Genomic DNA, 22,936 nt, shown 5'->3' with positions numbered 1-22,936 from the left:
TTACAATGGGCGATCAGGAGTCTCGCAAGGAGCGGTCATGGAAATCGAATTGAAATTGTTGCTGGCGCAGCAAGATGTACCGCGTTTGCGCGCGCACCCGCTGCTGGCGCAATCCACGCAAGGTGAGCCGCAACTGTTGCAGATGCACGATATCTATGTCGACACGCCCGATCTGCAGCTGTGCCGCCACCAGGCGGGCTTGCGCGTGCGCCAGGTGGACGGACGCTGGGTGCAAACCCTGAAGGCGGGCGGCACGGTCAGCGGCGGCTTGCACAGCCGCCACGAATGGGAGGGCGAGGTGCCGGGGCCGCAACCGGATCTGGCCGCGCTCGACTCGGTCATCGGCCGCAAGCAGCCCATCCGCGCGCTGCTGCGCCAGGACGCCATCCGCGACGCTTTGCGGCCCGTGTTTACCACGCGCATCGAGCGCACCGTATGGCAGTTGCGCACGCCGCAGGGCGACCAGATCGAATGCGTGCTGGACCAGGGTGTCATCGAAAGCGGCGCGGATGGCGCGGATGGTGCCGATGGCGCCGCGCGCAGCGTGCCCGTCAGCGAGATCGAACTGGAATTGAAGCAGGGGCAGGCGTCCAGCCTGTTCGACGTGGCGCTGGCCCTGCTGCAGGAGGTGCAGCTGCAGCTGGGCCATATGAGCAAGGCGGAGCGCGGTTACCGGCTGGCCGCATCGCATCCCTTGCAAGCCGTCAAGGCGCAGCCTTTGCGGCTCGATGACGGCATGACGGTGCAGCAAGCCTTCATCGCTATCTGCGGCAATTGCCTCGAGCAGGTGAGCGGCAACCAGGATGGCGTGGCGGGAGGCAAGCACGTGGAAAGCGTGCACCAGATGCGCGTGGGCCTGCGCCGTTTGCGCTCGGCGCTGGGCATGTTCAAGTCGCTGCTGGCGCTGCCGGACGCCTTGAAGGGCGAACTCGAGTGGCTGGGCGGCGCGCTGGGCGAGGCGCGCGACTGGGATGTGTTGGCGGGCAATACCTTGGCGCAGCTCGATGGCGAGGCGGCCACGGATGCGGCGGCGCTGGCGGAGGCGGCGCACGCGCAGGCGCGCATCAAGCACGAACTGGCTGCCCAGGCCGTCATCTCGGCGCGCTACACGGCCTGCATGCTGGGCTTGCAGCGCTGGCTGCAGGCGCGCGCCTGGCGCGATAGCTGTTCCGCGCGCCAATTGCGGCGCCTGGATGCGCGCGTTTCGCCATTTGCCCGTGCCACCTTGCGCAAGGACCAGCGCCGCCTGATGCAGCGCGGCAAGCGCCTGCTGCATGCGACGCCGCAGCAGCGCCACCGGGTGCGCATCGCGGCCAAGAAGACGCGCTATGCGACGGAATTTTTTGCCTCGCTGTTTGCGGGCCGGGCCGTGCATCCGTATGTGGGGCGGCTGTCGGCCTTGCAGGATGAACTGGGCTGGCTCAATGACGTGCAGGTGGCCGACCGGCTGCTGCAGGAATTGCCCGAAGTTCCGGCTGGCCAGACCGGCCAGACTGACCAGTCGGCCCAGGACCGGTTGCGGCTGCATGCGGCCTTCGTGCGCGGCTATCTGGCGGCGCGCGCGCAGGCGCAAGGCAGCGATGGCCGCATGCACAAGGCCTGGCGGCGCTTCAAGGCGGTCCGCTTGCCGGCCTGAGCCCCGGCTAGGTCAGCGGACGTTGCAACTGGCGCTCGAGGATGGCCAGCGGCGACTTGTGCGGAGCGGCCATGGCGTGCACGGGCAGCAGCCAGGTTTGCTCCAGCGCATGCTGTCCCCGCAGGGCAGCGTGCGATACCGTGTCGCTGAAGACGATCCACGTCTGGCCCGGCGCGAACGCATGCGTGTACTGTTCCACCTGCGCCTGGTAACCGAGGTCGGCCTTCATGGCGTCGTGCAGCTGCAGCATGTAGTGGTCGTAGGCCGTGCGCCGCGACTTGGTGACGCGCAGCCATTGCAGCAGGGCCGCCAGCACCGGTTGCGGACGTTTCGCGACGGGCAGGAAATGCTGTGCCACCTGCTCGAATGGCGCGCCCAGTTTCCACACGCGGGGTGCGTCGCGCGGATGGATGTTGGTGAAGACGCGCAGGATGCGCCGGCCCTGCGTGGGCGAGGAGGGAAAGCTGTCGACGTGCAGGCGTGTATCGTCCTTGCGCCAGGAAGTTACGCGGCCGGCGATTTCCACGGGACGAAAGCTGCCTTTGCCTTGCTGCAGATGGGGGCAATAGCCAGGCAGCAAGCCGGCCAGCAGGCGCTGCGTGTGCCGCGCATAGCGCTGCATCAGCGCGGCCAGCAGGGTCGCATCGTAGGCGTCGCCGTGGCCGCGCACGCCGCGCGCCGGTTCCCAGCTGATGTTCTTGGCGCTGCTGGCGCTACCCACAGCGCCGTTCAGCAGCGTATGCTCTTCCTGCCGCAGGGGAAAGCCCAGCGCGGGCAGCAGCAGTACCTGCCCATCTTCGAGTGCCTGCTGCGCCGCCGCCTGCTGCGCGGCGCTGCCGCGGGCGTCCCACCGGTCCAGGGAAATATCGATGAGTTTGTTCATGGCACAAACGGGTAAGTCATCGGAGCGGCCAGTATGGGCGCTTGCCGCCCGCTCCCGTTTGCGCTGGCGCAGATGCAGTTCACGGTGTGGCGCGATCGCGGTTCACATAGAACAAGCCCGGCGACCGGCGCGCCCTCAGTAAGCGAGGCGGCCCGGCACGCTTACTTCGATCTGCGTGCCGGCACCGGGCCGGCTGTCGATGCGCAGGCTGGCCGCGATGCCGGCGGCGCGCTCGCGCATGCCGACCAGGCCCCAGTGGCCGGGCCGCTGGCCCGCCTGTGCGACGGCGTCATCGAGGCCGCAGCCGTCGTCGCGCACGCGCAGGGTGAATGCCTGCTCCGCATAGTCGAGTTCCAGCACGATGTTGGCCGCTTCGGCATAGCGCGAGGCGTTGAACAGCGCTTCGCGCGCGATCGCATAGATCTCGTCATGCACGCGCGGCTGCAGGCGCCGGCAGGTGCCGCTCACATGCACGGTGAACGCATGCGCGCGGTGCTCGGCCAGGCCCTTGCCGAATTGCTGCAGCGCCAGGCGCAGTTCGTCCGGTTCGGCCGAGGCGCGCAAGTCCATGATCTGGTCGCGTCCTTCGATCAGCAGCTGGTCGGCCAGGTTGAGAGTGCCGTCGAGGCGCGCCCGTTCGCGCGTGCCCTTGGGCAGCATGTCCGCATGCGCATGGAATGACAGGATCAGGCCCTGCACGCTTTGCAGCAGGGTGTCGTGCAGCGAACGGGCGATGCGCGAGCGTTCGGCCAGGCGTTCCTGCAAGCGTTCCTGCAGCCGCTCCTGCATGTTGCGCGTCAGGTGGCGGATGCGCAGCACATAGCCGCCATACAGCAGCAGCGCGGCGCCCAGCGCCAGCAGCACGATGAACCACGGCGTTTGCGCGAAGGCGGGCGCGATGACGATGGCTAGCCCTGTCCCTTGCGTGTTCCACACGCCGTCTTCGTTGGCGGCCGTGACCTCGAAGCGGTAGCTGCCGGGTGCGAGGTTGGTATAGTAGGCTTCGCGGCGTCCGACCGCTTCTTGCCAGCCGGCATCCACGCCCGTCAGTTTGTAGCGCAGGCGCACGCGTTCCGGCATCGACAGGCTCAGGGCCGTGAAGCCGATCTGCAGGGTCTTGCTGCCTTGCGGCAGGTGCTGCGGCTTGCCATCGTCCAGCGCGTAACGCACGCCATTGGCCAGCAGGCTGTGGATCTGCACGGGCGGCGCCAGGGCGTTGCGGCGGATATGCAGCGGGTCGAGCATGCCGATGGTGGCCGAGGTGGAAAACCACAGCTTGCCATCGGGCGCATGGATCAGCGACGGCACGGGGCGCAACTGCGAGGCATGGCCCTGCAAGCCGTCGAGCGCGTCGAAGCGTTCCGAGGTGACGGCGCTGCCATCGCGCATCCACGCGGCCAGGCTGGCGGCGCCGATATGGGCTATGCCGTCCGCGCCATGCAGCCACAGGTCGCCGTCCGGCAGGCGCACGATGCCCGACACGCCGCGAAATACCGTGCCGCGCGCGCCGCGCAAGGTGTGGAAGCGGCCGGCGCGGTACAGGGCCACGCCGTTTTCGCCGCCGGCCCACATCGCGTCGCCATCGCGGTACAGCTGCAGCACGGTGCCCACTTGCAGGCCCTCGGCGGCGCCGAGCCGCCTGACGGCGCCCGCGCGCTGGCCGTCGGCCACCAGGCTGATGGTATTGTCGGCATGACCCAGCCAGACGGTGCCGACGCCATCCATCGCCATGGCCGTCGTCAGCACCGTCGGCAAGCCCGAGAGGCCGCCGTTCGCGCTCCATTTTCCTTCGTTCAGGCGAAACAGGCCGCCGCCGGAAAACGAGGCCCACAGGGCGCCCGAGCGGTCTTGCTGCAGCGCTTGCGGATCGAGTCCCTGCACGGGCGTCGCCACGCGCGTCATGGCGCCGTTGCGCGCGCGATGATGGAGTTCCTGCTCGTTGCCCAGCCACAGCGTGCCGTCGGGCGCCCAGTGGCTGGCCGCCAGCGCCCCCTTCAATATCACTTTTTTCATGCCATCGGCCGTAAAGCTGCGCACGTCGCTCACGTAGTCGCCGATCCACACATCGCCGTCGGGCCCCGGCAGCATGCCGGGATGGTCGAAGGGCACGGCCACGGCCAGGGTCTTCAGGCGGTTCGGCCGCAGCCGGTCCAGGCCCGTCGAGGTGCCGAACCACAGATTGCCTTCGCGGTCCTGGAACGAGGTCTGCGGCAGCGGGCCGCTGATGCCGTTCTGGCGCGTCAGGCGCTGGGCCGGCAGGCTGGGGCCGGAAGGGTCGAACTTGCGTTCGATGCCATCGGGCTGCATCAGCCACATGGTGCCGGCGCGGTCGAAGCGGATGCTGTTGCCTCTGGCGTCCGGCCGGATCGGCGCATTGGGGCGCGGCGCGCTGGTGCGCACGCGGTAGTAATTGCTTTGCGCATCGACGGCCCAGATGGCGCCATCGGGTGCTTCATCCATGCCGGTGAGGATGGTGCGCGGCCAGGCATGGGAAAAACGCGTCTCGCCCGGCCTGCGGAAATAGGCGCCATGCATGGTGCCCATCCACTGCGTGCCGTCGCGCGCGAACAGGATCTGGTAGACGCGCTTGTCGGGCAGGCCCACGTTGGCCGCCTGCGCAACGAAACGGTCGGCGCCCGGCGCCAGGCGCGCCGCGCCATCGCGCGTGCCGACCCAGATGGCGCCATCTGGCGCTACCTCGATATGGAACACGGCGCCCGGCGGCAAGCCGTCCGCCTCGCGGTAGGTGCGTGTGCCATCCTTGCGAAAGACGCTGACGCCGCCGAGGCGGTAGCCGACCCACACGGCGCCGTCGGCCGGCGTGGCCAGGCCCAGCACATTGCTCGACGGCAGGCGGTGGCCGTACACGCTGTCGACCCTGTCGAAGCGCACGCCATCGTAGCGGTACAAGCCGGTGGCCGTGGCGATCCACAGCCAGCCATCGTTGCCCTGGGCGAATTTGAGCACATCGACGGGCGCGCCTTGCAGGGCGCCCCAGGCGTTGTGGGTGTAATCGGACAGCAGGGGCGATGGGGCGGCCGCGCACGCGTGCAGGTGGCACGCCAGCAGGGGCAGGATCAACAGGCGGCGCAGCAGGCGGGCGGACATCGTGGCAGACGGAGATAGCGGTGGCGGGGCAGTGATTGTAGCGCAGCGCCGTGCCTTTCAGCAGGCAAAAAAAAGCCTGCGCGGGGTGGCGCAGGCTTCTTTTCGCCCTACGTTGACAAGGTTCCGCGCTTACGCGAAGTTCTTGGCAACGAAGTCCCAGTTGACCAGGCCCCAGAACGTTTCCACGTACTTGGCGCGCAGGTTGCGGTAGTCGATGTAGTAGGCGTGTTCCCAGACGTCGCAGGTCAGCAGCGGCTTGTCGCCGGTGGTCAGCGGGCAGCCGGCGTTCGAGGTGTTGACGATGTCGACGGAACCGTCGGCTTTTTGCACCAGCCAGGTCCAGCCCGAACCGAAGTTGCCCACGCACGACTTGGTGAATTCTTCCTTGAACTTGTCGAACGACGACCATTTCGCGTTGATCGCGTCAGCCACGGCACCGGCAGGCGCGCCGCCGCCGGCCGGCTTCATGCCGTTCCAGTAGAAGGTGTGGTTCCATACCTGGGCTGCATTGTTGAAGATGCCGCCCGACGACTTCTTGATGATTTCTTCCAGCGACAGGTTCTCGAACTCGGTACCCTTGATCAGGTTGTTCAAGTTGGTGACATACGCCTGGTGATGCTTGGCATAGTGGTATTCCAGGGTTTCTTTCGAAATATGCGGCGCCAGAGCGTCCATTTCATATGGCAGTGGTGGCAGAGTATGTTCCATGTGATGTCCCTTTATGGTGAGTGTTCGGAGTCTTCCAGCCTGTGGCCGGAGGGTTGAGCCAAGCTTGCTTGAAGCAGGCATTCTTGCTGAACGAGCCACTATTGTAAAGCGGATGCGCCATTGCTGCAGATTCCGGCACGCGTTATGGATGCCGGTCGCGTAGTGATTCTCGTTCAGCCTGAATCGGGCGGAAAAGTTCCCAGCCGCAAGCCTCAACGGATGCGCCGGGTGGTCTCGCGAACGATCAGTTCCAACGGTGGAATGGCCGCCTGCACGGCCTCGCCATTGATCAGTCCCAGCAGCGCTTCCGTGGCGATGCGGCCGATGTCGTACAGGGGCTGGTGGATGGTCGTCAGCGGCGGTGTCGTGTAGGACGAGCCGGGCAAGTCATCGAAACCGACGAGCGAGATATCGTCGGGCACGCGGATGCCCTTGCGGTACAGGCACAGGCGCACGCCGTAGGCGGACAGGTCGTTGGCGGCGAAGACGGCGCTGAATTGCTGCTGCGTATCGAACAAATGGTTCATGGCCAGCATCCCGCTTGCCTCGTGGAAATCGCCTTCCACCATCAGCTTCGGGTCGATGGCGATGTCCGCTTCGCGCAGCGCGCGCTGGTAGCCCGTCAGGCGCTCGGCCGCATCCGTGTTGTTGGCGGGGCCGGCCACGAAGGCGATGCGGCGGTGGCCCAGTTCCACCAGGTGGCGCACGGCCAGGTAGGCGCCGTATTCGTTGTCGAGCTTGAAGCCGATGGCGCTTTTCGTGGCCAGCAGGCGGCCCGTCGAGACGATGGGCCGCTGCTGCGAGAAATCGAGCACGCTCTCGTCCGAGATGCGCCCCGACAGCAGGATGATGCCGTCGACCTTCCGCGCCAGCAGCAAGCGGATGCGGTCCGCCTCTTCCTGCGCATTCCAGTGCCCGCTGACGATGACGGACGCGTAGCCCGTGTCCTTCAAGCCGTCGTCCACGCCGCGCAGGCTTTCGTCGAAGAAGGGGCTGGAAATATCTTGCACCACGATGCCGATGGTCATCGAGCGGCCCTTCTTCAGACCTTGCGCCATCTGGTTCGGCGCGAATTTCATGTGCGCAATGGCCGCCAGCACGGCGTCGCGCTTGTCGTCGGAGACCCTGGCCGTGCCATTGAGGATGCGCGAAACGGTGCTGGGCGACACGCCGGCCTGGCGGGCCACGTCGAGCAGGGTGGAAGGGGGAGCAGCGTGGGCGCTATCGTTCAAGGTGATTCCTGGGTATCAAGATGGCTGGTCCTCAGTGCTCTGAAAACCTTTTCATCGAAAGATTACCATAAATGCCCACAGGGCCGTCGGTCGGGGTAGGTCGGGGTAGGTCGGGTTAGCCCGCAGGGCGTAAGCCGACATATTGTTGGCTGTGCACGTCGGATTACGCGCGTAGCGCTAATCCGACCTACGCTTGAAAACGTTTTCACGAAAAACAACAACCTCTCAAAATGGCGGATTTTTGTGTCTTTTCATAGGAGAACACGCGTCATGGCATGCATCTCGCCACGCTGCCCTCAATAAAAATGACAACTTTTTCGATTGACTTGATTTTCTTTGCGGTGTTAAATGGACACATGTTGTGAAAACGTTTTCAAGATAGAAGACGCTCAATAAACGGAGATGAAATAATGAAGTCAAGCATCCTTGGCGCCGCCCCTCTGGCGGCGCTGACTCTGGCCGCCGGTGTGGCCGCCGCGCCCGCAGCCGTTCCGCCGGCCGTCGCCCTGCCGGCGCTGGCCCCGGCCACGATTACCGTCGCCTCGTTCCCCGACCTGGACCGCGCCGTGAAAACGGCCTTGCCCCTGTGGGAAAAGCTGTATCCGCAAGTGAAGGTCAAGCTGGTCAGCCTGCAGATCGACGACCACCATAACTCGATGACGACGGCGCTGGCGGCCGGCGCGCGCCTGCCTGACGTGATGGCCATCGACTTCCGCTACGTCGGCAGCTTCGCCGAATCGAAGGGCATGGAAGATTTGCTGCAGCCGCCATACGGGGCAGGGCAGTACCGCGCCCAGTTCGTGCCGTTCACGTTCGTGCAGGCAACCAGTTCGCGCGGCACCCTGGGCGCCATGCCGGCCGACCTGGGACCGGGCACGCTGTTCTACCGCAAGGACTTGATGGACAAGGCGGGCATCAAGGAAACCGATCTGACGCAATCGTGGGAGTCATATATCGCCGCCGGCAAGAAGCTCAAGGCCGCCACCGGCACCTATCTGCTGGCCGGCGCCAGCGACCTGGCCGATATCTATATCCGCGCCAATTTGAAAGATGGCGAAGGCATCTATTTTGGCGACAAGGGCCAGGTGCTGGTCGACTCGCCCCGCTTCGTCAAGGCGTTCGAACTGGCCAAGGCGGCGCGGGTCGCCGGCATCGATGCGCGCACCGTGGCCTGGACGGGCGAGTGGGCCGAAGGCTTCAAGCGCGACAAGGTGGCCAGCCAGATGATGGGTTCGTGGTTGAGCGGCCACCTGGCCAAGTGGCTGGCGCCCGATTCCAAGGGCCAGTGGCGCGCGGCGAACCTGCCGGCCGGCGCGCTGGCGTCGTACGGCGGCTCGTTCTATGGCATTCCGAAAAAGGCGGCGAATAAAACCCAGGCCTGGGAATTCATCAAGTTCATGACCGTCAACAAGGATATCCAGCTGCACTCGCTCAAAGAGATCGGCGCCTTCCCGGCCCTCAAGGCCGCGTATGCGGACCCGATGATGGACGAGCCGCAGCCGTATTTCGGCGGCCAGAAGACGCGCCTGCTGGCGCGCGACACGGCGGCGAAAATCCCCGTCATCCGCGTCGACAAATTCGACGCCGTGGCGCGCGACATCGTTAACATGGAACTGGAAAGCGTGCTGGCGCAAAACAAGGATATCAAGACGGCCCTGGCCGACGCCAAGGCCCTGATCACCCACCGCGCGCGGCGCTAGGAGCAGCATGACTACTTCCATGCCTTGTACCGATGGCGCGCCCGCTGCAGCTGCAGCGCGGCCCGCCAGGAAACGCTTCAACATGAAGAAGTGGGCGCCATATATTTTCATCAGTCCCTTCTTCATCCTGTTCGCCGTCTTCAGCCTGTTCCCGCTGCTGTTTTCCATCTATCTGTCGTTCAACCAGTGGGAAGCGGCCAGCGGCGTGGAAGCCATGCAGTGGGTGGGCCTGGACAACTACAAGTATGCCTTGAGCGACCCGTGGTTCTTGCGCTCGCTGGGCAATACCGTCTGGCTGGCGCTGGCCTCGGGCGTGCCGCAGCACCTGGTCGCCATTCCGCTGGCAGCGTTCATCCACAACAGCTTCAAGCGCTCGCGCAACCTGGTGATCGGCATTTACTTTTTACCGTTCATCACGTCCAGCGTGGCCATCGCCATGGTCTTCAACACCCTGTTCTCGCGCGACTATGGCCAGATCAATGTGCTGATCCAATGGTGCGCCAGCCTGCCGCTCGTCGGCGGCCTGTTTCCGGCGGAATCGATCGACTGGCTGGGCAGCTCGCTGTTCATCAAGCCGGCCGTCGCCTTCGTGATTTTCTGGCGCTACCTGGGCTGGAACCTGGTGCTGTATCTGTCCGCGCTGCAGGTGATCCCCAAGGATTTGTATGAAGCGGCCACCATCGACGGCGCGTCGAAACGCCAGCAATTCTGGTACATCACCTTGCCGCAGCTGCGCCCCATGATCTACCTGGCCGTCACACTCACCATCATGGGCAACCTGCAGCTGTTCGAGGAACCGTTCGTGCTGGTGGCCGAATCGAGCGGCGTAAGCCAGTCCGTGATGACGACGGCCATCTTCGTCTACAAGACGGCGTTTTCCTCGGGCGACTTCGGCACGGCGTCGGCCATTTCCTGGCTGCTGTTCCTGATCATCGCCAGCACCACCTGGGTCAACAACCGCATTTTCAGCCGCAACGAACGCAATGAGCGCAAGGAGGTCCGATGAAAACCACCCGCTGGACGGCCTACGCCATGGTGGCCATCGGCGCCCTGATCATGGTCGCGCCGTTCTACTTCATGTTCGTCTTCGCCACGCACACGAGCGCCGAGATTTACAGCCTGCCGCCGCCGCGCTGGTTCGGCACGGCCCTGCTCAACAACATCGAGCTGCTGCAGGAGCGCCTGCCGTTCTGGCGCAATATCGGCATCAGCCTGTACGTGGCGCTGATGACGACGGCACTGACCTTGTTCTTTTGCTCGCTGGGCGGCTATGCGTTCGCCATGTACGAGTTCCGCTTCAAGCGGCCCCTGTTCACCCTCGTGATGGCGTCGATGATCATCCCGTCTTTCATGAACATGATTCCCACGTTCATGCTGATGGATTTCCTCGGATGGCTGGACCAGCCGCGCGCCCTGTACGTGCCGGGAGCGGCCGGCGCGCTGGGGATTTTCCTCATGCGCCAGTACATCGGCACGGCGATCCCGAAGGATCTGATCGAGGCGGCGCGCATCGACGGCTGCGGCGAATTCGCCATCTACTGGAGAGTCGTGCTGCCGCTGATCGGTCCCGCCATGGGCACCCTGGGCCTGATCACCTTCATCAACTCGTGGAACAACTTCATCACGCCGCTGGTCGTCATGCGCTCGGTCGAGAACTACACGATCCCGCTGGCCCTGCGCAGCATGCAGGCGCCGAACAACACGGAGTGGGGCGCGCTGATGACGGGCGCCGCCATCGCCGTGCTGCCGCTGCTGCTGATGTTTTTTGTCGCCTCGAAGCGTTTAATTGAAGGACTGACCCAGGGCGCCGTCAAAGGCTAGCACTTTTTTTCATCCACTCACACTGACATGACCACCATGCATAACGACGATATTGACACCAACTTTCCCGCCACCTTCACCTGGGGCGTGGCCACCAGCGCCTACCAGATCGAGGGCGCCGCCGCCATCGACGGCCGCGGCCCATCCATCTGGGATACCTTCAGCCACACGGATGGCAAGATCATCGACGGCAGCAATGGCGACGTGGCCTGCGACCACTATCACCGCTACGCGGAGGACGTGGAGCTGATCGCCAGCCTGGGCGTGAACGCCTACCGCTTTTCCATGTCCTGGTCGCGCGTGCAGCCCACGGGTTCCGGCGCCTGGAACGAGGCCGGCTTCGATTTCTATGGGCGCCTGCTCGACGCCCTGGCCGCCAAGGGGCTCGATGCCCATCTGACCCTGTACCACTGGGACTTGCCGCAAGCCCTGCAGGACGAGGGCGGCTGGCTCAATCGCGCCACCTGCTACCACTTTGCCGCCTACGCGGCCGAAGTGGCGCGCCGCTTCGGCCACAAGGTCGCCAGCATCGCTACTCATAACGAACCGTGGTGCACGGCCGTGCTGGGCCACGGCACGGGCCAGTTCGCGCCCGGCATGGCCGACCCGGCCGCCGCCGTGCAAGTGTCGCACCATCTGCTGCTGTCGCACGGCCTGGCCATGCAGGCGATGCGCGCCGTCAATCCGCCCGCGAAACTGGGCATCGTGCTCAATCAATGGACGGCCACGCCGGCCACTGACAGCGCCCAGGACCGCGAGCTGGCCGAACTCGAATATGCGCGCTCGGTGCAGTGGTATATGGACGCCATCTTCAAGGGCCGTTACCCGGCGCTGGCCCTGAAACACGTCGACGCTTCTGCTTTAGCTATCTTTGAAAACGATTTCATAGATATCAAGCAACCCATCGATTTCCTTGGCGTGAACTACTACACGCGCGCTTTCATGAGTGCCGAGACGCCGCCGCGCAAGCCCGAGTGCAAGCTCGGTGTCAACGACATGGGCTGGGAAACCTATCCGCAGGGCTTGACGGAACTGCTCGTCGGCCTGCACCGCGAATACCGGCTGCCGCCCGTCTACATCACGGAAAACGGCATGGCCGTGGCCGACAAGCCCGTCGACGGCAAGATCCACGACGCGCCGCGCATCGAGTACGTGCAGCTGCACCTGGACGCCTTGCGCGCCGTGATCGCGCAGGGCATCGACGTACGCGGCTATTTCTACTGGAGCCTGATGGACAACTTCGAGTGGAACTCGGGCTATGCCAAGCGCTTCGGCATGGTCTACGTCGATTACGCCACGCAGCAGCGCAGCTTCAAGGACAGTGCCCTGTGGTACCGCGACTTCATCGCCGCGCAGCGCGCGTCCCACGCCGCTGTCCTGGCCGAGGAGCACTGACATGGCCGCCATTTCCCTGCGCGGCATCCGCAAGACCTATGGCGACGGCCCGGAAATCGTCAAGGGCCTGGACCTCGATATCCACGACGGCGAATTCATGGTTTTTGTCGGGCCATCCGGCTGCGGCAAGTCGACCCTGCTGCGCATGATCGCGGGACTGGAAGACATCAGCGCGGGCCAGCTGCGCATCGGCGACCTGCTGGCCAACGACGTGGCGCCGGCCGAGCGGGGTATCGCCATGGTCTTCCAGAGCTATGCGCTGTACCCGCACATGACGGCGCGCGACAACATGGGCTTTGCCTTGAAACTGGCGGGCAAGCCGGAAGCGGAAGTGCGCGCGGCCGTGGGCAAGGTGGCCGAGATTTTGCAGATCACGCACCTGCTTGACCGCAAGCCCAAGGCCTTGTCGGGCGGTGAGCGGCAGCGTGTGGCCATCGGCCGCTCCATCGTGCGCCAGCCCAAGGTGTTCCTGTTTGACGAGCCGCTGTCCAATCTCGACGCGTCCTTGCGCGTGCAGACGCGCATCGAGCTGGCCAAGCTGCACCAGGAACTGGGCACCACCATGATTTACGTCACCCACGATCAGGTCGAAGCCATGACCCTCGGTGACCGGGTCGCCGTCTTCCACGGCGGCCACCTGGAGCAGGTGGGTGCGCCGCTGGACCTGTACCGCCAGCCGGCCAGCCAGTTCGTGGCCGGCTTCATCGGCGCGCTGCGCATGAACTTCTTGCCGTGCGCCGCCGTCCCCGCACTGGCCAGCCAGCTTGGCGGCGAGGCCGGCATGCTGGTCGGCATACGCCCGGAACACCTGCGCCTGGTGCCGCGCCACGAAGGCTACGGCGCCACGGTCACCCTGATCGAGCAGCTGGGCGACGCGCAAATCATCCACGCCATGCTCGATGGTAGCCCGCACGCGGTGGCCATCAAGCTGCATGGCGAGGCGCGCCACAGTCTGGCGCAGGGCAGCGCCATCGGCTTTGCACCGGAAGAAGGCCATGCCTTTCTATTCGACACGGCCGGGCGCGCCGTGGCTACCCATTGACCCCGCACGGAGGCGACATGACTTCAGATTGACACCCAAAAAATGTGCAGCAATAGCCAAAGAGCTATGTGATCATCAATCAACCAGCGGTACAGGAGACAACAACAATGCAACAGCTCAAACGCAATACCATCGCCCTCAGCCTGGCGCATGCGACATTCGCCCAGTTCATCTTGCTGGGCAGCGGCGCCGCCATGGCACAGGAGGCTGCAGCCACGGATGCGGCAAAGCCGGCCGCCGAACAGATGGACCGCATCGTCGTCACGGCCACGCGCCGCAATACCTTCGTGCAGGAGACGCCGCTGGCCGTCACCGCCTTCAACCAGGACACCCTGCAAAACAACCAGGTCAAGGATCTGGCCTCGCTGGCCACCATGGTGCCGAGTCTCGTCGTCGAGCAGCATGGCGACTCGGGCGGCGTGCACGTCTACATGCGCGGCGTCGGTTCGGCCAACCACACGGAGCTGGGCGACCCGGCCGTCGCCTTTTACGTCGACGGCGTGTATTCGCCGCGTCCGCAGGGCGCCACGGCGCTGATGTATGACCTGTCGCACGTCGAGGTGGCGCGCGGACCGCAGGGTACCCTGAACGGCCGCAATTCCACGGCCGGTGCCGTCAACCTCGTGTCGGCCGCGCCTAGCACGGCCAAGTTCATGGGTTCGGCCGGCATCACGGTGGGCGACTACCGCCACCTGCAGACGCAGGGCATGATCAATATTCCGTTTTCCGACGACGTGGCGCTGCGCATCGCCGCCATCAAGGATAGCCATGACGGCACGGTGGACTTCCGCCGCGGCTCGAACGTCATGCCGGGCACGGCCAAGTATGGCGCCGGCGATCAGATGGGCGTGCGCGCCTCGCTGCTGTGGAAGTTCACGCCGCAGCTGCGCGGCACCTTCATCGCCGACTACTTCCTCGACCAGGGCGCCGGCAACGTCTACCTGGCGGCCGAACCGAAACGGGGCGAGAAGCTGCGTTCGGCCCTGATCGACACGCCGGGCACCCTGGACCAGTCGATTCTGACCTACAAGGGCAAGCTCAATTACAAGCCGACGGACGCGCTGGATTTCACGTACCTGGGCAGCTGGAGCCGCTACAAGCGCCAGAACAGCAACGACTCGGATGCGGGCCTGTTCCCCGGCTTCAAGTCGGAAAACCGCACGGACTGGGCGCAGTTCGACAGCTATTCGCACGAGCTGCAGGCGCGCTCGGACGACGACGCGCCGTTCCAGTGGGTGGCCGGCCTGTTCCTGTTCAATGAAAAGAACAAGGTGCGCTTCGATATCGACCGCAGCCAGATTTCGCAGGCGGCCGTGCAGCAGGATATCGCCAATGGCGCCGTGATCTTCGTGCAGCCGACCGTGGGCCAGTATGCGTCGTCGATGTCCTTCATCCAGGGCGACCGCCAGCTCAAATCGAAAGCCGTGTTCGGCCAGGTCAGCCAGCAAGTGACGGACCAGATCAAGCTGACGGCCGGCGCGCGCTACACGAAAGACCATAAATTCGACATCGGCGGCAAGAACTGGGCATGCCCGAACTGGCCGGCCAATACCCCGCTGGGCACCACGGTCCTCACCGCCGACCAGCTGCGCCAGCTGGTCACGCCGGGCACGGGCCTGGCCAACACGCACAATATCGGCCCGGGCGGCGCCATCACGGCCGCCACCTGCGGCAATACGCCAGGCGACAATACGGCCGACCTGAAATACGGCCAGGCCACCTGGCTGGGCCGCATCGAGTACAAGCTGCGCCCGGACATTCTGCTGTTCGGTTCCGTGACGACGGGCTTCCATTCGCCGGCCATCGGCGACGGCGGCGCCACCACCAAGCCGGAAAAGCTGACCAGCTATGAAATCGGCTTCAAGTCGGACTTGCTGAACCGCGAACTGACCCTGAACCTCGACGCCTTCCTGATGAAGTACAAGGACAAGCTCGAGTCGCAGGTGGTCAACAGCGTGCTGGCCAACTTCAACGCGGCCGGCGCCACCGTCAAGGGCCTGGAAGCGGAATGGGTGTGGCGGCCAACGAAGGTCGACCGCCTGACGGGCAATGCCACCTGGCTCAAAGCCGTGTACGACGACTTCATGTCGTGCGACGTCGATGCGGCGCGCGCGAATGGCCAGTCCTGCGGTTCGACGGCGCCACTGGTGAACGTGGGCGGCAGCACCATGAAGCATGCGCCGAAGTTTTCCACCACCGTGCAGTACGAGCATGATTTCAATGTCGCCGGCGGCCAGATCACGCCGCGCGCTTCGGTGCACTATGAAACCATGTCGTACGTGGGGGCGGGGGCGTTCAACGGCGACGTGCCGGGCCATGCCGGCGTCAAGCGCCAGGAAGCCTACACGACCCTGGACCTGAGCCTGCGCTTCCAGCCGGCCAACAAGGCCTACACGGTGGAAGCGTTCGTGCAGAACGCCACGGACAAGGCGGTCAAGCTCGACGTCAATGAAATCTGCACGGACGTGGGCATGCCATGCCAGCCGACGCAGCAGATCTACGGCGCCTTCTACAACGCGCCGCGCACGTTTGGCGCACGCGTGTCGATGAAGTTCTAAGTCAGGCAGGGTGAAAGAGCAGTTGCGGTAGCAGTCCACTCAGTAGGGAAGGTGTTGGGCCGGGGTTCTTCCCCGGCCTTTTTTATTCCAGCGCTTATTCCAGGCTGGCTTGCACGCTGGCGATGCCGACCTGCGCGCTGCCTTCGGCCAGGCGCACGTTGACGTTCTGGCGCGCCTGCAGCTGCGCCGGCGAGCGCACGATATTCCCTTTTTCATCGCGCAGTATCGCGTAGCCGCGCTCCAGCGTGCGCTGGGGATTCAGCAGTTCCAGCTGCGCCGCCAGGCCGTCGAGGCGGTGGCGCCGCTGGCCCAGCTGCTGCGCCATGGCCGCGCCGCTGCGCCGCTGGGCTTCCACCAGCCGCGTGCGCGATGCCGTGACGTCGGGCCGCAGGTTGGCCCAGCGCGAGCGCAGGCGTTCGAGCGCGTACTGCGACTGGTTCACGGGCGCGCGCGCCGCATGCGTCATGGCCGTCGACAGGGCCAGCAGCTGCAAGCGCTGCTGCTGCAGCTGCGCCTTCGGGTTGAGCAGGCGGCGGCTGTGGCGATCCAGGGTTTGCGCCGCGTCGTCGAGGCTGCGGCGCATGGCGCGGCGCAAATCCGTCGCGTCGGCGCGCAGGGAAGCCATCCAGTCGGCGCGCGGCGTGGCCGCCAGTTCGGCCGCCGCCGTCGGCGTGGCCGCGCGCAGGTCGGCCGCGAAGTCGGCGATGGTGAAATCCGTCTCGTGTCCCACGCCGCTGATCACGGGCATGGAGCAATCGGCAATCGCATGGGCCACGGCTTCATCGTTGAACGACCATAAATCCTCGATGCTGCCGCCGCCACGGCACACGAGCAGCACGTCGCACTCGGCCCTTGTCGATGCCGTGCGGATGGCGTGCGCGATCTTTTCCGGCGCCTGCTGTCCCTGCACGGGCGTCGGGTACAGGATGATGTTGACGTGCGGCGCGCGGCGCTTGAGCGCGATCAGCACGTCGCGCAGGGCGGCCGCCTGCGGGCTGGTGACGATGCCGATGCTGCGCGCGAACATGGGGATGGCGCGCTTGCGCTCCTGGTCGAAGAGTCCCTGCGCTGCCAGCTTTTCCTTCAGGCGCTGGAACGCTTCGTACAGGGCGCCCACGCCGGCGCGGCGGATGGCTTCCACATTGATCTGGTAATCGCCGCGCGCGCCATACAGGGTGACGAGGGCGCGCACTTCGACCTTGTCGCCTTCGCGCGGCGTGAAGCCCGCGTACTGGGCGCGGCCGCGGAACATCACGGCGCGGACCTGGGCGCCATCGTCCTTCAAGGTGAAGTACCAGTGGCCGGAAGCGGCGCGCGTGAAGTTGGAAATCTCACCGGCGATCCAGGTCAGGGGGAACGAGCGCTCGAGCAGGCGCGCGACGGCCTGGTTCAGGGCGCTGACGGTCAGCACGGGTGGGGCGGCAAAGCCGCTGTCAGTCGGGTTGTCGGTCATCATAAAGCTGGGAGCGGGAAGGGAACTGTCCACATATTATCGGCGAGGTCATGCTTATGTCATATATCGCGCAAAACAACAAGTTCTATTTCTAAGTAATTGATTTCATGACGAATTCCCGTATGCCTGATTTGCGTGCACAGGGAAAAAATCCTTTAATATCAAGTACATCAGTGTAGCCCCTGCCACTTACGCACAAAGTTATCCACAGAAAGTGTGCGGAACTTTTTGCCTTGGACAAACATGGCCGGGCTGGCCTTGTCCGAGCGATAAAAGTGCCTTGCTACATTTTTGCGCACGGAAATAAAGTGCCTATGAATCAAGCGCTTAGTATGCCATGCATGGCCTTGCGCACAATCTTATCCACAAAAAATGTGCAGAACTCTGGCGCGGCACCGGATTTATCCATGGGAAGGCCCATAGCATGGCTTGCCTTAATTTTGCGCAGCATAAAAATAGTCTTACAAATCAAGGGTATAGCATCGTACCGTGCGCCTTGCTCACAATCTTATCCACAGAATGTGTGTAAAACTGCATAAACCGTTTCGTGGTTTGTCCGGGTTTTCCACCGTGTGAGCATGTCGAATTGCTGCCTTATTTTTCAGCAGAGAAAAAAATCCCTTTAGAATCAATGCTCTTGCATGGAGTCAATCGGCTTGCTCACAATCTTATCCACACTTTATGTGTGGAACTGCGCTGGCGGTGGAAAACTGCTGTTTTGAAGTGGAATCGGACCGTGAAAAACACGCTTTTCAGCCAATGCCACATTTTTGTGCATGGCAATAAAAACGATATAAATCAATGTACTTGGCGCGTATCCGTACGCTTGCGCACAATCTTGTCCACAGATTGTGTGCAGAACTTTGAGGGCCTGTCTGGCGCCGGTTGCGCGCTGCCTGCCACTTTTTTACGCATTGATTTAATTTCCTTTAAAATCAATGGCTTGATTACATTCCTCGGCTTTGCGCACAATCTTGTCCACAGTAAATGTGCAGAACTCTTCAAGTGTTAATTTATTGACATTGACTACTGCCGATAAGCTGCTATGCCTGTATTTTGCGCAGCACGATAATCTCCATGTAAATCAATGACTTGTGGGCTGGACTTCATGCTTGCTCACAATCTTATCCACACAAAGTGTGCAAAACTGGGCCGCAGCGGCAGGTGCTCACTGCGCGCTGGGGACAAGTACCATGCAGGCGCCACTTGCCGCCGGCGCGGCAACGCGCTACATTGCGCCATTCCTGCGCGCACGTACAATCGGTCTTCGGCGCTCGGTACAATACAGGCTGTTCGGGCGATTCATCGCCTTCCCTTTACCAGGAGTTTCTTTTGCTCGCTATATTTCAAGCCGCTGGCTGGCCCATCTGGCTGTTGTTGATCGCTTCCATCGTCGCCCTGGCCCTGATCATCGAGCGCCTGCTGTATTTGCGCCGCGCCAAGATACTGCCCCGCAAGCTGTTCGATGAGGTGGTGCAGGTGTATCGCAGCGGCAAGATCACGCCGGATACGGTGGCCAAGCTGGAAAGCAATTCGCCGCTCGGCGTGGTGCTGGCCGCCGCCCTGCGCAACGTCGACGCGCCGCGCGAGGTGATGAAGGAGTCGATCGAAGAGGCGGGCAGCGGCGTGGCCCACACGCTGGAACGTTTCCTGACGACCTTGGGCACGATCGCCACCCTGGCGCCGCTGATGGGTCTGTTCGGCACGGTGGTGGGCATGATCGAAATCTTCGGTTCGCAAAACGCCAGCGGCTCGAATCCCGCACAACTGGCGCACGGTATCTCGGTGGCCCTGTATAACACGGGCTTCGGCCTGGCCATCGCCATGCCGACCCTCGTCTTCTACCGCCACTTCCGCGCCCTCGTCGACAGCTTCGTCATTGACATGGAGCAGCAAGCCGTCAAGTTCGTCGACATCGTCCACAGTGGCCGCAAATGAATTTCCGCAAAGGCAAGGGGCGTGAAGACCCCGAAATCAACCTGATCCCGTTCATCGACGTGCTGCTGGTGATCCTGATCTTCCTCATGGTCAGCACCACCTACAGCAAGTTTACGGAGCTGCAGATCACCTTGCCGACGGCCGACGCCGAGCCGGCGAAGGAGAAGCCGCAGCAGATCGACGTCACCATCGACGCCAAGGGCAACTACACGGTCAACCGCGAGCCCATCTCGTTCCGCGACGTGGCCGGCCTGGCCGATGCCCTGCAGAACGCGGCGAAAGCAGCCAACGGCGGCAAGGCGCCCGCGCAGACGCCCGTGGTCGTGGTCAACGCCGACCAGTTCGCCATGCACCAGATGGTCATCCACGTGATGGAAGCGGCCCGCCTGGCCGGCTATGAAAAGCTGACGTTCGCGGCGCAAGCTGGGGGCAAGTAAGCTTCGACCGTTACCGGCAACAAAATTGGGGTCTGACCCGCCGGGTCAGACCCCAGCCCTTTACTCCTCCCCCCATGCCCACATCCTCCCCCGCCAAGCTTGAAACCACACTGACCCGCGCCTGGCTGACGCGCGGCCCGCTGGCGTGCGCGCTGTGGCCCGTCTCCCTGCTGTTCGGCGCTTTGAGCAGTGTCAGGCGAGGCCTGTACCAGGCAAACCTCCTGACATCCGCGCGACTGCCCGTGCCCGTCGTCGTCGTCGGCAACATTTTTATCGGTGGCACGGGCAAGACGCCGCTGACGATCTGGCTGGTGCAAGCCTTGCGCGACGCGGGCATGCGCCCTGGCGTCATTTCGCGTGGCCATGGCAGCGCCGACCGTTCGCCACGCGCCGTCACCGCTGCTTCCACGCCGCAGCAGGTGGGCGACGAGCCGCTGCTGATCTTCCAGCGCGGCGGCTGTCCCGTGATGGTGGGGCGCGACCGCGCGCAAGCGGGCAGGGCGCTGCTGGCCGCGCACCCGGACGTTGACGTGCTGGTCACCGACGACGGCTTGCAGCATTACGCCTTGCGGCGTGACGTGGAAATCGTGCTGTTCGACGGCCGCGGCGCGGGCAATGGCTGGCTGCTGCCGGCGGGGCCTTTGCGTGAATCGCCGCGCCGCCGGCGCGACGTGACGATGATCAATGCGCCCGAGCTGGCGCCGGATCTGGTGGCCAGGGTCGCGCCGCAGGGCGGGCTGGTGGTGCAGATGCTGCTGGCCGGCGGCGTGGCCGAACGCATGGTGAACCGCAGTGAAAGCGTGGCGCTTGAAACCCTGGCGGCCAGCGGCCAGCGCATCGTGGCGGCGGCCGGCATCGGCAACCCGCAGCGCTTCTTTGCCATGCTGCGCGGCGCCGGATTGGATTTCACGGAACTGCCCTTGCCCGATCATCACGACTTCCTCGACCAGCCATTTGCGGCACTCGACACGGATGTGATCTTGATCACCGAGAAGGATGCAGTAAAATGTGCGCAAATTGAATATCTCAAAGATGACCCGAGACTGTGGGTCGTCCCCGTCAGTGCGCGCATCGATAGCGCGCTGGCCCAACAAATTGTGGAGAAATGTCGTGGACGCTCGACTGCTTGATATCCTGGTCTGCCCTGTTTGCAAGGGTCCGCTTGAACACGATAAGAAGGCGCAGGAACTGATTTGCCGCGCCGACCGCCTCGCCTATCCTATCCGCGATGGCATCCCCATCATGTGGGCGGACGAAGCGCGCACCCTGCAAGACGCAGTGGAATAACGATGGCGTTCATCGTCATCATCCCGGCCCGCCTGGCATCGACGCGCCTGCCGGGCAAGCCGCTGGCTGACCTGGGCGGCAAACCCATGGTGGTGCGCGTGGCCGAGCAGGCAGCCCTGTCGGGCGCCGCGCGCGTCATCGTCGCCACCGACCACGAATCCATCCACACCGCCTGCGCCGCGCATGGCGTGGAAGTGTGCATGACGCGCAGCGACCATCCGTCGGGCACGGACCGCATCGCCGAAGTGGCGCGCACGCTCGAGCTGCCGCTCGATGCCGTCGTCGTCAACCTGCAGGGCGACGAACCGTTGATCGATCCGGCCTTGCTGGCCGCCTGCGCGGCGCAGATCAGCGCCGCCGTCCCCATGGCCACGTGCGCCCATCCGTTGCACGATGTGGCCGATGCGTTCAACCCGAACGTGGTCAAGGTCGTGCTGGACAAGAATGGCCGCGCCTTGTATTTCTCGCGCGCGACGATTCCGTGGCACCGCGACGGCTTCGCGCAGTCGAAAGACAGCCTGCCGGCCGGCTATGTGCCGCTGCGCCATATCGGCCTGTATGCCTACAGCAATGCATTCCTGCAAGAGTATCCGCAATTGTCCGCGTCGCCGCTGGAAGCGATCGAGGCGCTCGAGCAGTTGCGCGTGCTGTGGCACGGTGTTGCCATCGCCGTGCATGTCACGGACTCGGCCCCGGCCGCCGGTGTCGACACACCGGAAGATCTTGCCAGGGTGCAAGCCCACTATCGCGCCCAGTAAGCGCGTTACCCGCAAAACGGCAGGCGTGCAAATATAATTTTGTGCGCCTGCAGCAAAAACCACATTTTGAAACGTCTGCTTCGCTAATTGCTGGCTTTGATCAATCAGGGCATAGCAATTCGACAGCAAACTGGCGTTCCGGGGATTTTTTGTGGTAAGTTTCGTAGGGAAAGATAGCCATAGCAACATCATCTAAAAATAATTACACATACCACCATCCAAAATCTGTTTTTTAGGAACTTTTCAATGCGTCTGATACTTTTAGGAGCACCCGGTGCCGGCAAGGGCACCCAAGCTAACTTCATCAAAGAAAAATACAATATTCCACAAATCTCCACGGGCGACATGCTGCGCGCGGCGATCAAGGAAGGCACGGAACTGGGTCTGGCAGCGAAAAAAGTCATGGATGCGGGCGGCCTCGTGTCGGACGACATCATGATCGGCCTGGTCAAGAACCGCCTGCAGGAAGCCGATTGCGCCAATGGCTATCTGTTCGACGGCTTCCCGCGCACCATCGCGCAAGCGGACGCCATGAAAGATGCCGGCATCAATGTCGACTACGTACTGGAAATCGACGTGCCTGACGCTTCGATCATCGAGCGCATGGACGGCCGCCGCAGCCACCCGGGTTCGGGCCGCGTGTACCACGTCAAATTCAATCCGCCAAAAGTCGACGGCGTCGACGACATCACGGGCGAGCCGCTGATCCAGCGCGACGACGACAAGGCGGAAACCGTCAAGAAGCGCCTGGACGTGTACCACAACCAGACCAAGGTTTTGCTCAACTACTACAATGACTGGGCCAAGTCCGGCCTGCCAGGCGCGCCGAAATACCGCCGCATCGCCGGTGTCGGTCCGGTCGAGCAAATCCGCGACAGCGCATTTGCCGCCCTGGCGGAATAAGCAGTGTTTGAAAAGCGGACCTGAGTGTCCGCTTTTTTTGTGCCCGCGCTTCAGGCGGGCGCCGTATCGTTTTCGTG

General features: G+C 63.8%; 18 protein-coding genes. 13 read left to right on the top strand and 5 right to left on the bottom strand.

Going from position 1 to position 22,936, the window contains the following annotated elements; genetic code table 11:
- The first annotated feature begins 37 nt into the window (after positions 1-37).
- Complete coding sequence (locus V3C40_RS10825) at positions 38-1,636, top strand: CYTH and CHAD domain-containing protein (protein ID WP_331777415.1); 1,599 nt, start codon at positions 38-40, stop codon at positions 1,634-1,636.
- 7 nt (positions 1,637-1,643) lie between these two features.
- On the opposite strand, the gene V3C40_RS10820 is transcribed toward V3C40_RS10825, so the two are convergent.
- The 4 genes from V3C40_RS10820 to V3C40_RS10805 all read right to left on the bottom strand — a co-directional run bounded on the left by V3C40_RS10820 (position 1,644) and on the right by V3C40_RS10805 (position 7,567).
- A complete protein-coding gene (locus V3C40_RS10820; RefSeq protein ID WP_331777414.1) occupies positions 1,644-2,519 on the bottom strand; it encodes a Kdo hydroxylase family protein in 876 nt (291 codons plus the stop codon).
- 135 nt (positions 2,520-2,654) lie between these two features.
- Positions 2,655-5,627 carry a sensor histidine kinase gene (locus tag V3C40_RS10815; protein WP_331777413.1) on the bottom strand — a complete coding sequence of 991 codons (2,973 nt, stop codon included), beginning with the start codon at positions 5,625-5,627 and terminating at the stop codon, positions 2,655-2,657.
- Between the two features lie 129 nt (positions 5,628-5,756).
- Entirely contained in the window at positions 5,757-6,335 is a 579-nt protein-coding gene (locus V3C40_RS10810) for a superoxide dismutase (RefSeq protein ID WP_034751750.1), read from the bottom strand.
- Between the two features lie 212 nt (positions 6,336-6,547).
- Positions 6,548-7,567, bottom strand: a complete 1,020-nt coding sequence (locus V3C40_RS10805) for a LacI family DNA-binding transcriptional regulator (RefSeq protein WP_034751748.1) — start codon at positions 7,565-7,567, stop codon at positions 6,548-6,550.
- 410 nt (positions 7,568-7,977) lie between these two features.
- Between V3C40_RS10805 and V3C40_RS10800 the strand changes: the two genes are divergently transcribed.
- From V3C40_RS10800 to V3C40_RS10775, 6 genes are all read left to right on the top strand, one after another.
- Positions 7,978-9,267, top strand: a complete 1,290-nt coding sequence (locus tag V3C40_RS10800) for an extracellular solute-binding protein (RefSeq protein ID WP_331777412.1) — start codon at positions 7,978-7,980, stop codon at positions 9,265-9,267.
- A gap of 7 nt (positions 9,268-9,274) precedes the next feature.
- A complete protein-coding gene (locus V3C40_RS10795; RefSeq protein ID WP_331777411.1) occupies positions 9,275-10,273 on the top strand; it encodes a carbohydrate ABC transporter permease in 999 nt (332 codons plus the stop codon).
- Entirely contained in the window at positions 10,270-11,088 is an 819-nt protein-coding gene (locus V3C40_RS10790) for a carbohydrate ABC transporter permease (protein ID WP_070282696.1), read from the top strand. Before V3C40_RS10795 ends, V3C40_RS10790 begins: the two co-directional genes overlap by 4 nt.
- Positions 11,089-11,115: 27 nt before the next feature.
- Complete coding sequence (locus tag V3C40_RS10785; RefSeq protein ID WP_034751744.1) at positions 11,116-12,483, top strand: GH1 family beta-glucosidase; 1,368 nt, start codon at positions 11,116-11,118, stop codon at positions 12,481-12,483.
- Position 12,484: 1 nt separating this feature from the next.
- Positions 12,485-13,525: an ABC transporter ATP-binding protein gene (locus tag V3C40_RS10780; RefSeq protein ID WP_331777410.1), complete on the top strand. Its 1,041-nt coding sequence runs from the start codon at positions 12,485-12,487 to the stop codon at positions 13,523-13,525.
- Positions 13,526-13,632: 107 nt separating this feature from the next.
- Positions 13,633-16,083 carry a TonB-dependent receptor gene (locus V3C40_RS10775; protein ID WP_072454454.1) on the top strand — a complete coding sequence of 817 codons (2,451 nt, stop codon included), beginning with the start codon at positions 13,633-13,635 and terminating at the stop codon, positions 16,081-16,083.
- A gap of 94 nt (positions 16,084-16,177) precedes the next feature.
- Here the strand turns inward: V3C40_RS10775 and xseA are convergent, their stop codons facing one another.
- The gene (xseA, locus tag V3C40_RS10770) at positions 16,178-17,539 is read right to left on the bottom strand and encodes an exodeoxyribonuclease VII large subunit (RefSeq protein ID WP_072454455.1); all 1,362 of its coding nucleotides are present in this window, start codon (positions 17,537-17,539) and stop codon (positions 16,178-16,180) included.
- A gap of 1,329 nt (positions 17,540-18,868) precedes the next feature.
- On the opposite strand from xseA, the gene V3C40_RS10765 reads away from it, so the two are divergent.
- From V3C40_RS10765 to adk, 6 genes are all read left to right on the top strand, one after another.
- On the top strand, positions 18,869-19,474 hold the full coding sequence (locus tag V3C40_RS10765; RefSeq protein ID WP_034751738.1) for a MotA/TolQ/ExbB proton channel family protein: 606 nt from the start codon (positions 18,869-18,871) through the stop codon (positions 19,472-19,474).
- Positions 19,471-19,911 (top strand): ExbD/TolR family protein, encoded by a 441-nt coding sequence (locus V3C40_RS10760; RefSeq protein WP_331777409.1) that lies wholly within the window; start codon positions 19,471-19,473, stop codon positions 19,909-19,911. The genes V3C40_RS10765 and V3C40_RS10760 overlap by 4 nt, the downstream gene beginning before the upstream one ends.
- A 74-nt stretch (positions 19,912-19,985) precedes the next feature.
- On the top strand, positions 19,986-21,041 hold the full coding sequence (lpxK, locus tag V3C40_RS10755) for a tetraacyldisaccharide 4'-kinase (RefSeq protein ID WP_331777408.1): 1,056 nt from the start codon (positions 19,986-19,988) through the stop codon (positions 21,039-21,041).
- Positions 21,022-21,198 carry a Trm112 family protein gene (locus V3C40_RS10750; protein WP_010395789.1) on the top strand — a complete coding sequence of 59 codons (177 nt, stop codon included), beginning with the start codon at positions 21,022-21,024 and terminating at the stop codon, positions 21,196-21,198. Before lpxK ends, V3C40_RS10750 begins: the two co-directional genes overlap by 20 nt.
- 2 nt (positions 21,199-21,200) lie before the next feature.
- The gene (kdsB, locus tag V3C40_RS10745; RefSeq protein WP_331777407.1) at positions 21,201-21,956 is read left to right on the top strand and encodes a 3-deoxy-manno-octulosonate cytidylyltransferase; all 756 of its coding nucleotides are present in this window, start codon (positions 21,201-21,203) and stop codon (positions 21,954-21,956) included.
- A 246-nt stretch (positions 21,957-22,202) separates the two neighbouring features.
- Positions 22,203-22,859 (top strand): adenylate kinase, encoded by a 657-nt coding sequence (gene adk, locus V3C40_RS10740; protein WP_034751729.1) that lies wholly within the window; start codon positions 22,203-22,205, stop codon positions 22,857-22,859.
- The last annotated feature ends 77 nt before the right edge of the window (positions 22,860-22,936 follow it).

It is taken from the genome of Janthinobacterium sp. LS2A (genome assembly GCF_036543145.1).
Lineage (GTDB): Bacteria > Pseudomonadota > Gammaproteobacteria > Burkholderiales > Burkholderiaceae_D > Janthinobacterium > Janthinobacterium aestuarii.
The sequence above is the reverse complement of the archived record's forward strand: the minus strand, read 5'-3'. Positions and strand labels throughout refer to the sequence as shown.

Coding starts and splice junctions, on each gene's coding strand:
- V3C40_RS10825 (WP_331777415.1), top strand. CDS start 38: ATGGAAATCGAATTGAAATTGTTGCTGGCGCAGCAAGATGTACCGCGT.
- V3C40_RS10820 (WP_331777414.1), bottom strand. CDS start 2,519: ATGAACAAACTCATCGATATTTCCCTGGACCGGTGGGACGCCCGCGGC.
- V3C40_RS10815 (WP_331777413.1), bottom strand. CDS start 5,627: ATGTCCGCCCGCCTGCTGCGCCGCCTGTTGATCCTGCCCCTGCTGGCG.
- V3C40_RS10810 (WP_034751750.1), bottom strand. CDS start 6,335: ATGGAACATACTCTGCCACCACTGCCATATGAAATGGACGCTCTGGCG.
- V3C40_RS10800 (WP_331777412.1), top strand. CDS start 7,978: ATGAAGTCAAGCATCCTTGGCGCCGCCCCTCTGGCGGCGCTGACTCTG.
- V3C40_RS10795 (WP_331777411.1), top strand. CDS start 9,275: ATGACTACTTCCATGCCTTGTACCGATGGCGCGCCCGCTGCAGCTGCA.
- V3C40_RS10790 (WP_070282696.1), top strand. CDS start 10,270: ATGAAAACCACCCGCTGGACGGCCTACGCCATGGTGGCCATCGGCGCC.
- V3C40_RS10785 (WP_034751744.1), top strand. CDS start 11,116: ATGACCACCATGCATAACGACGATATTGACACCAACTTTCCCGCCACC.
- V3C40_RS10780 (WP_331777410.1), top strand. CDS start 12,485: ATGGCCGCCATTTCCCTGCGCGGCATCCGCAAGACCTATGGCGACGGC.
- V3C40_RS10775 (WP_072454454.1), top strand. CDS start 13,633: ATGCAACAGCTCAAACGCAATACCATCGCCCTCAGCCTGGCGCATGCG.
- xseA (WP_072454455.1), bottom strand. CDS start 17,539: ATGATGACCGACAACCCGACTGACAGCGGCTTTGCCGCCCCACCCGTG.
- V3C40_RS10760 (WP_331777409.1), top strand. CDS start 19,471: ATGAATTTCCGCAAAGGCAAGGGGCGTGAAGACCCCGAAATCAACCTG.
- lpxK (WP_331777408.1), top strand. CDS start 19,986: ATGCCCACATCCTCCCCCGCCAAGCTTGAAACCACACTGACCCGCGCC.
- kdsB (WP_331777407.1), top strand. CDS start 21,201: ATGGCGTTCATCGTCATCATCCCGGCCCGCCTGGCATCGACGCGCCTG.
- adk (WP_034751729.1), top strand. CDS start 22,203: ATGCGTCTGATACTTTTAGGAGCACCCGGTGCCGGCAAGGGCACCCAA.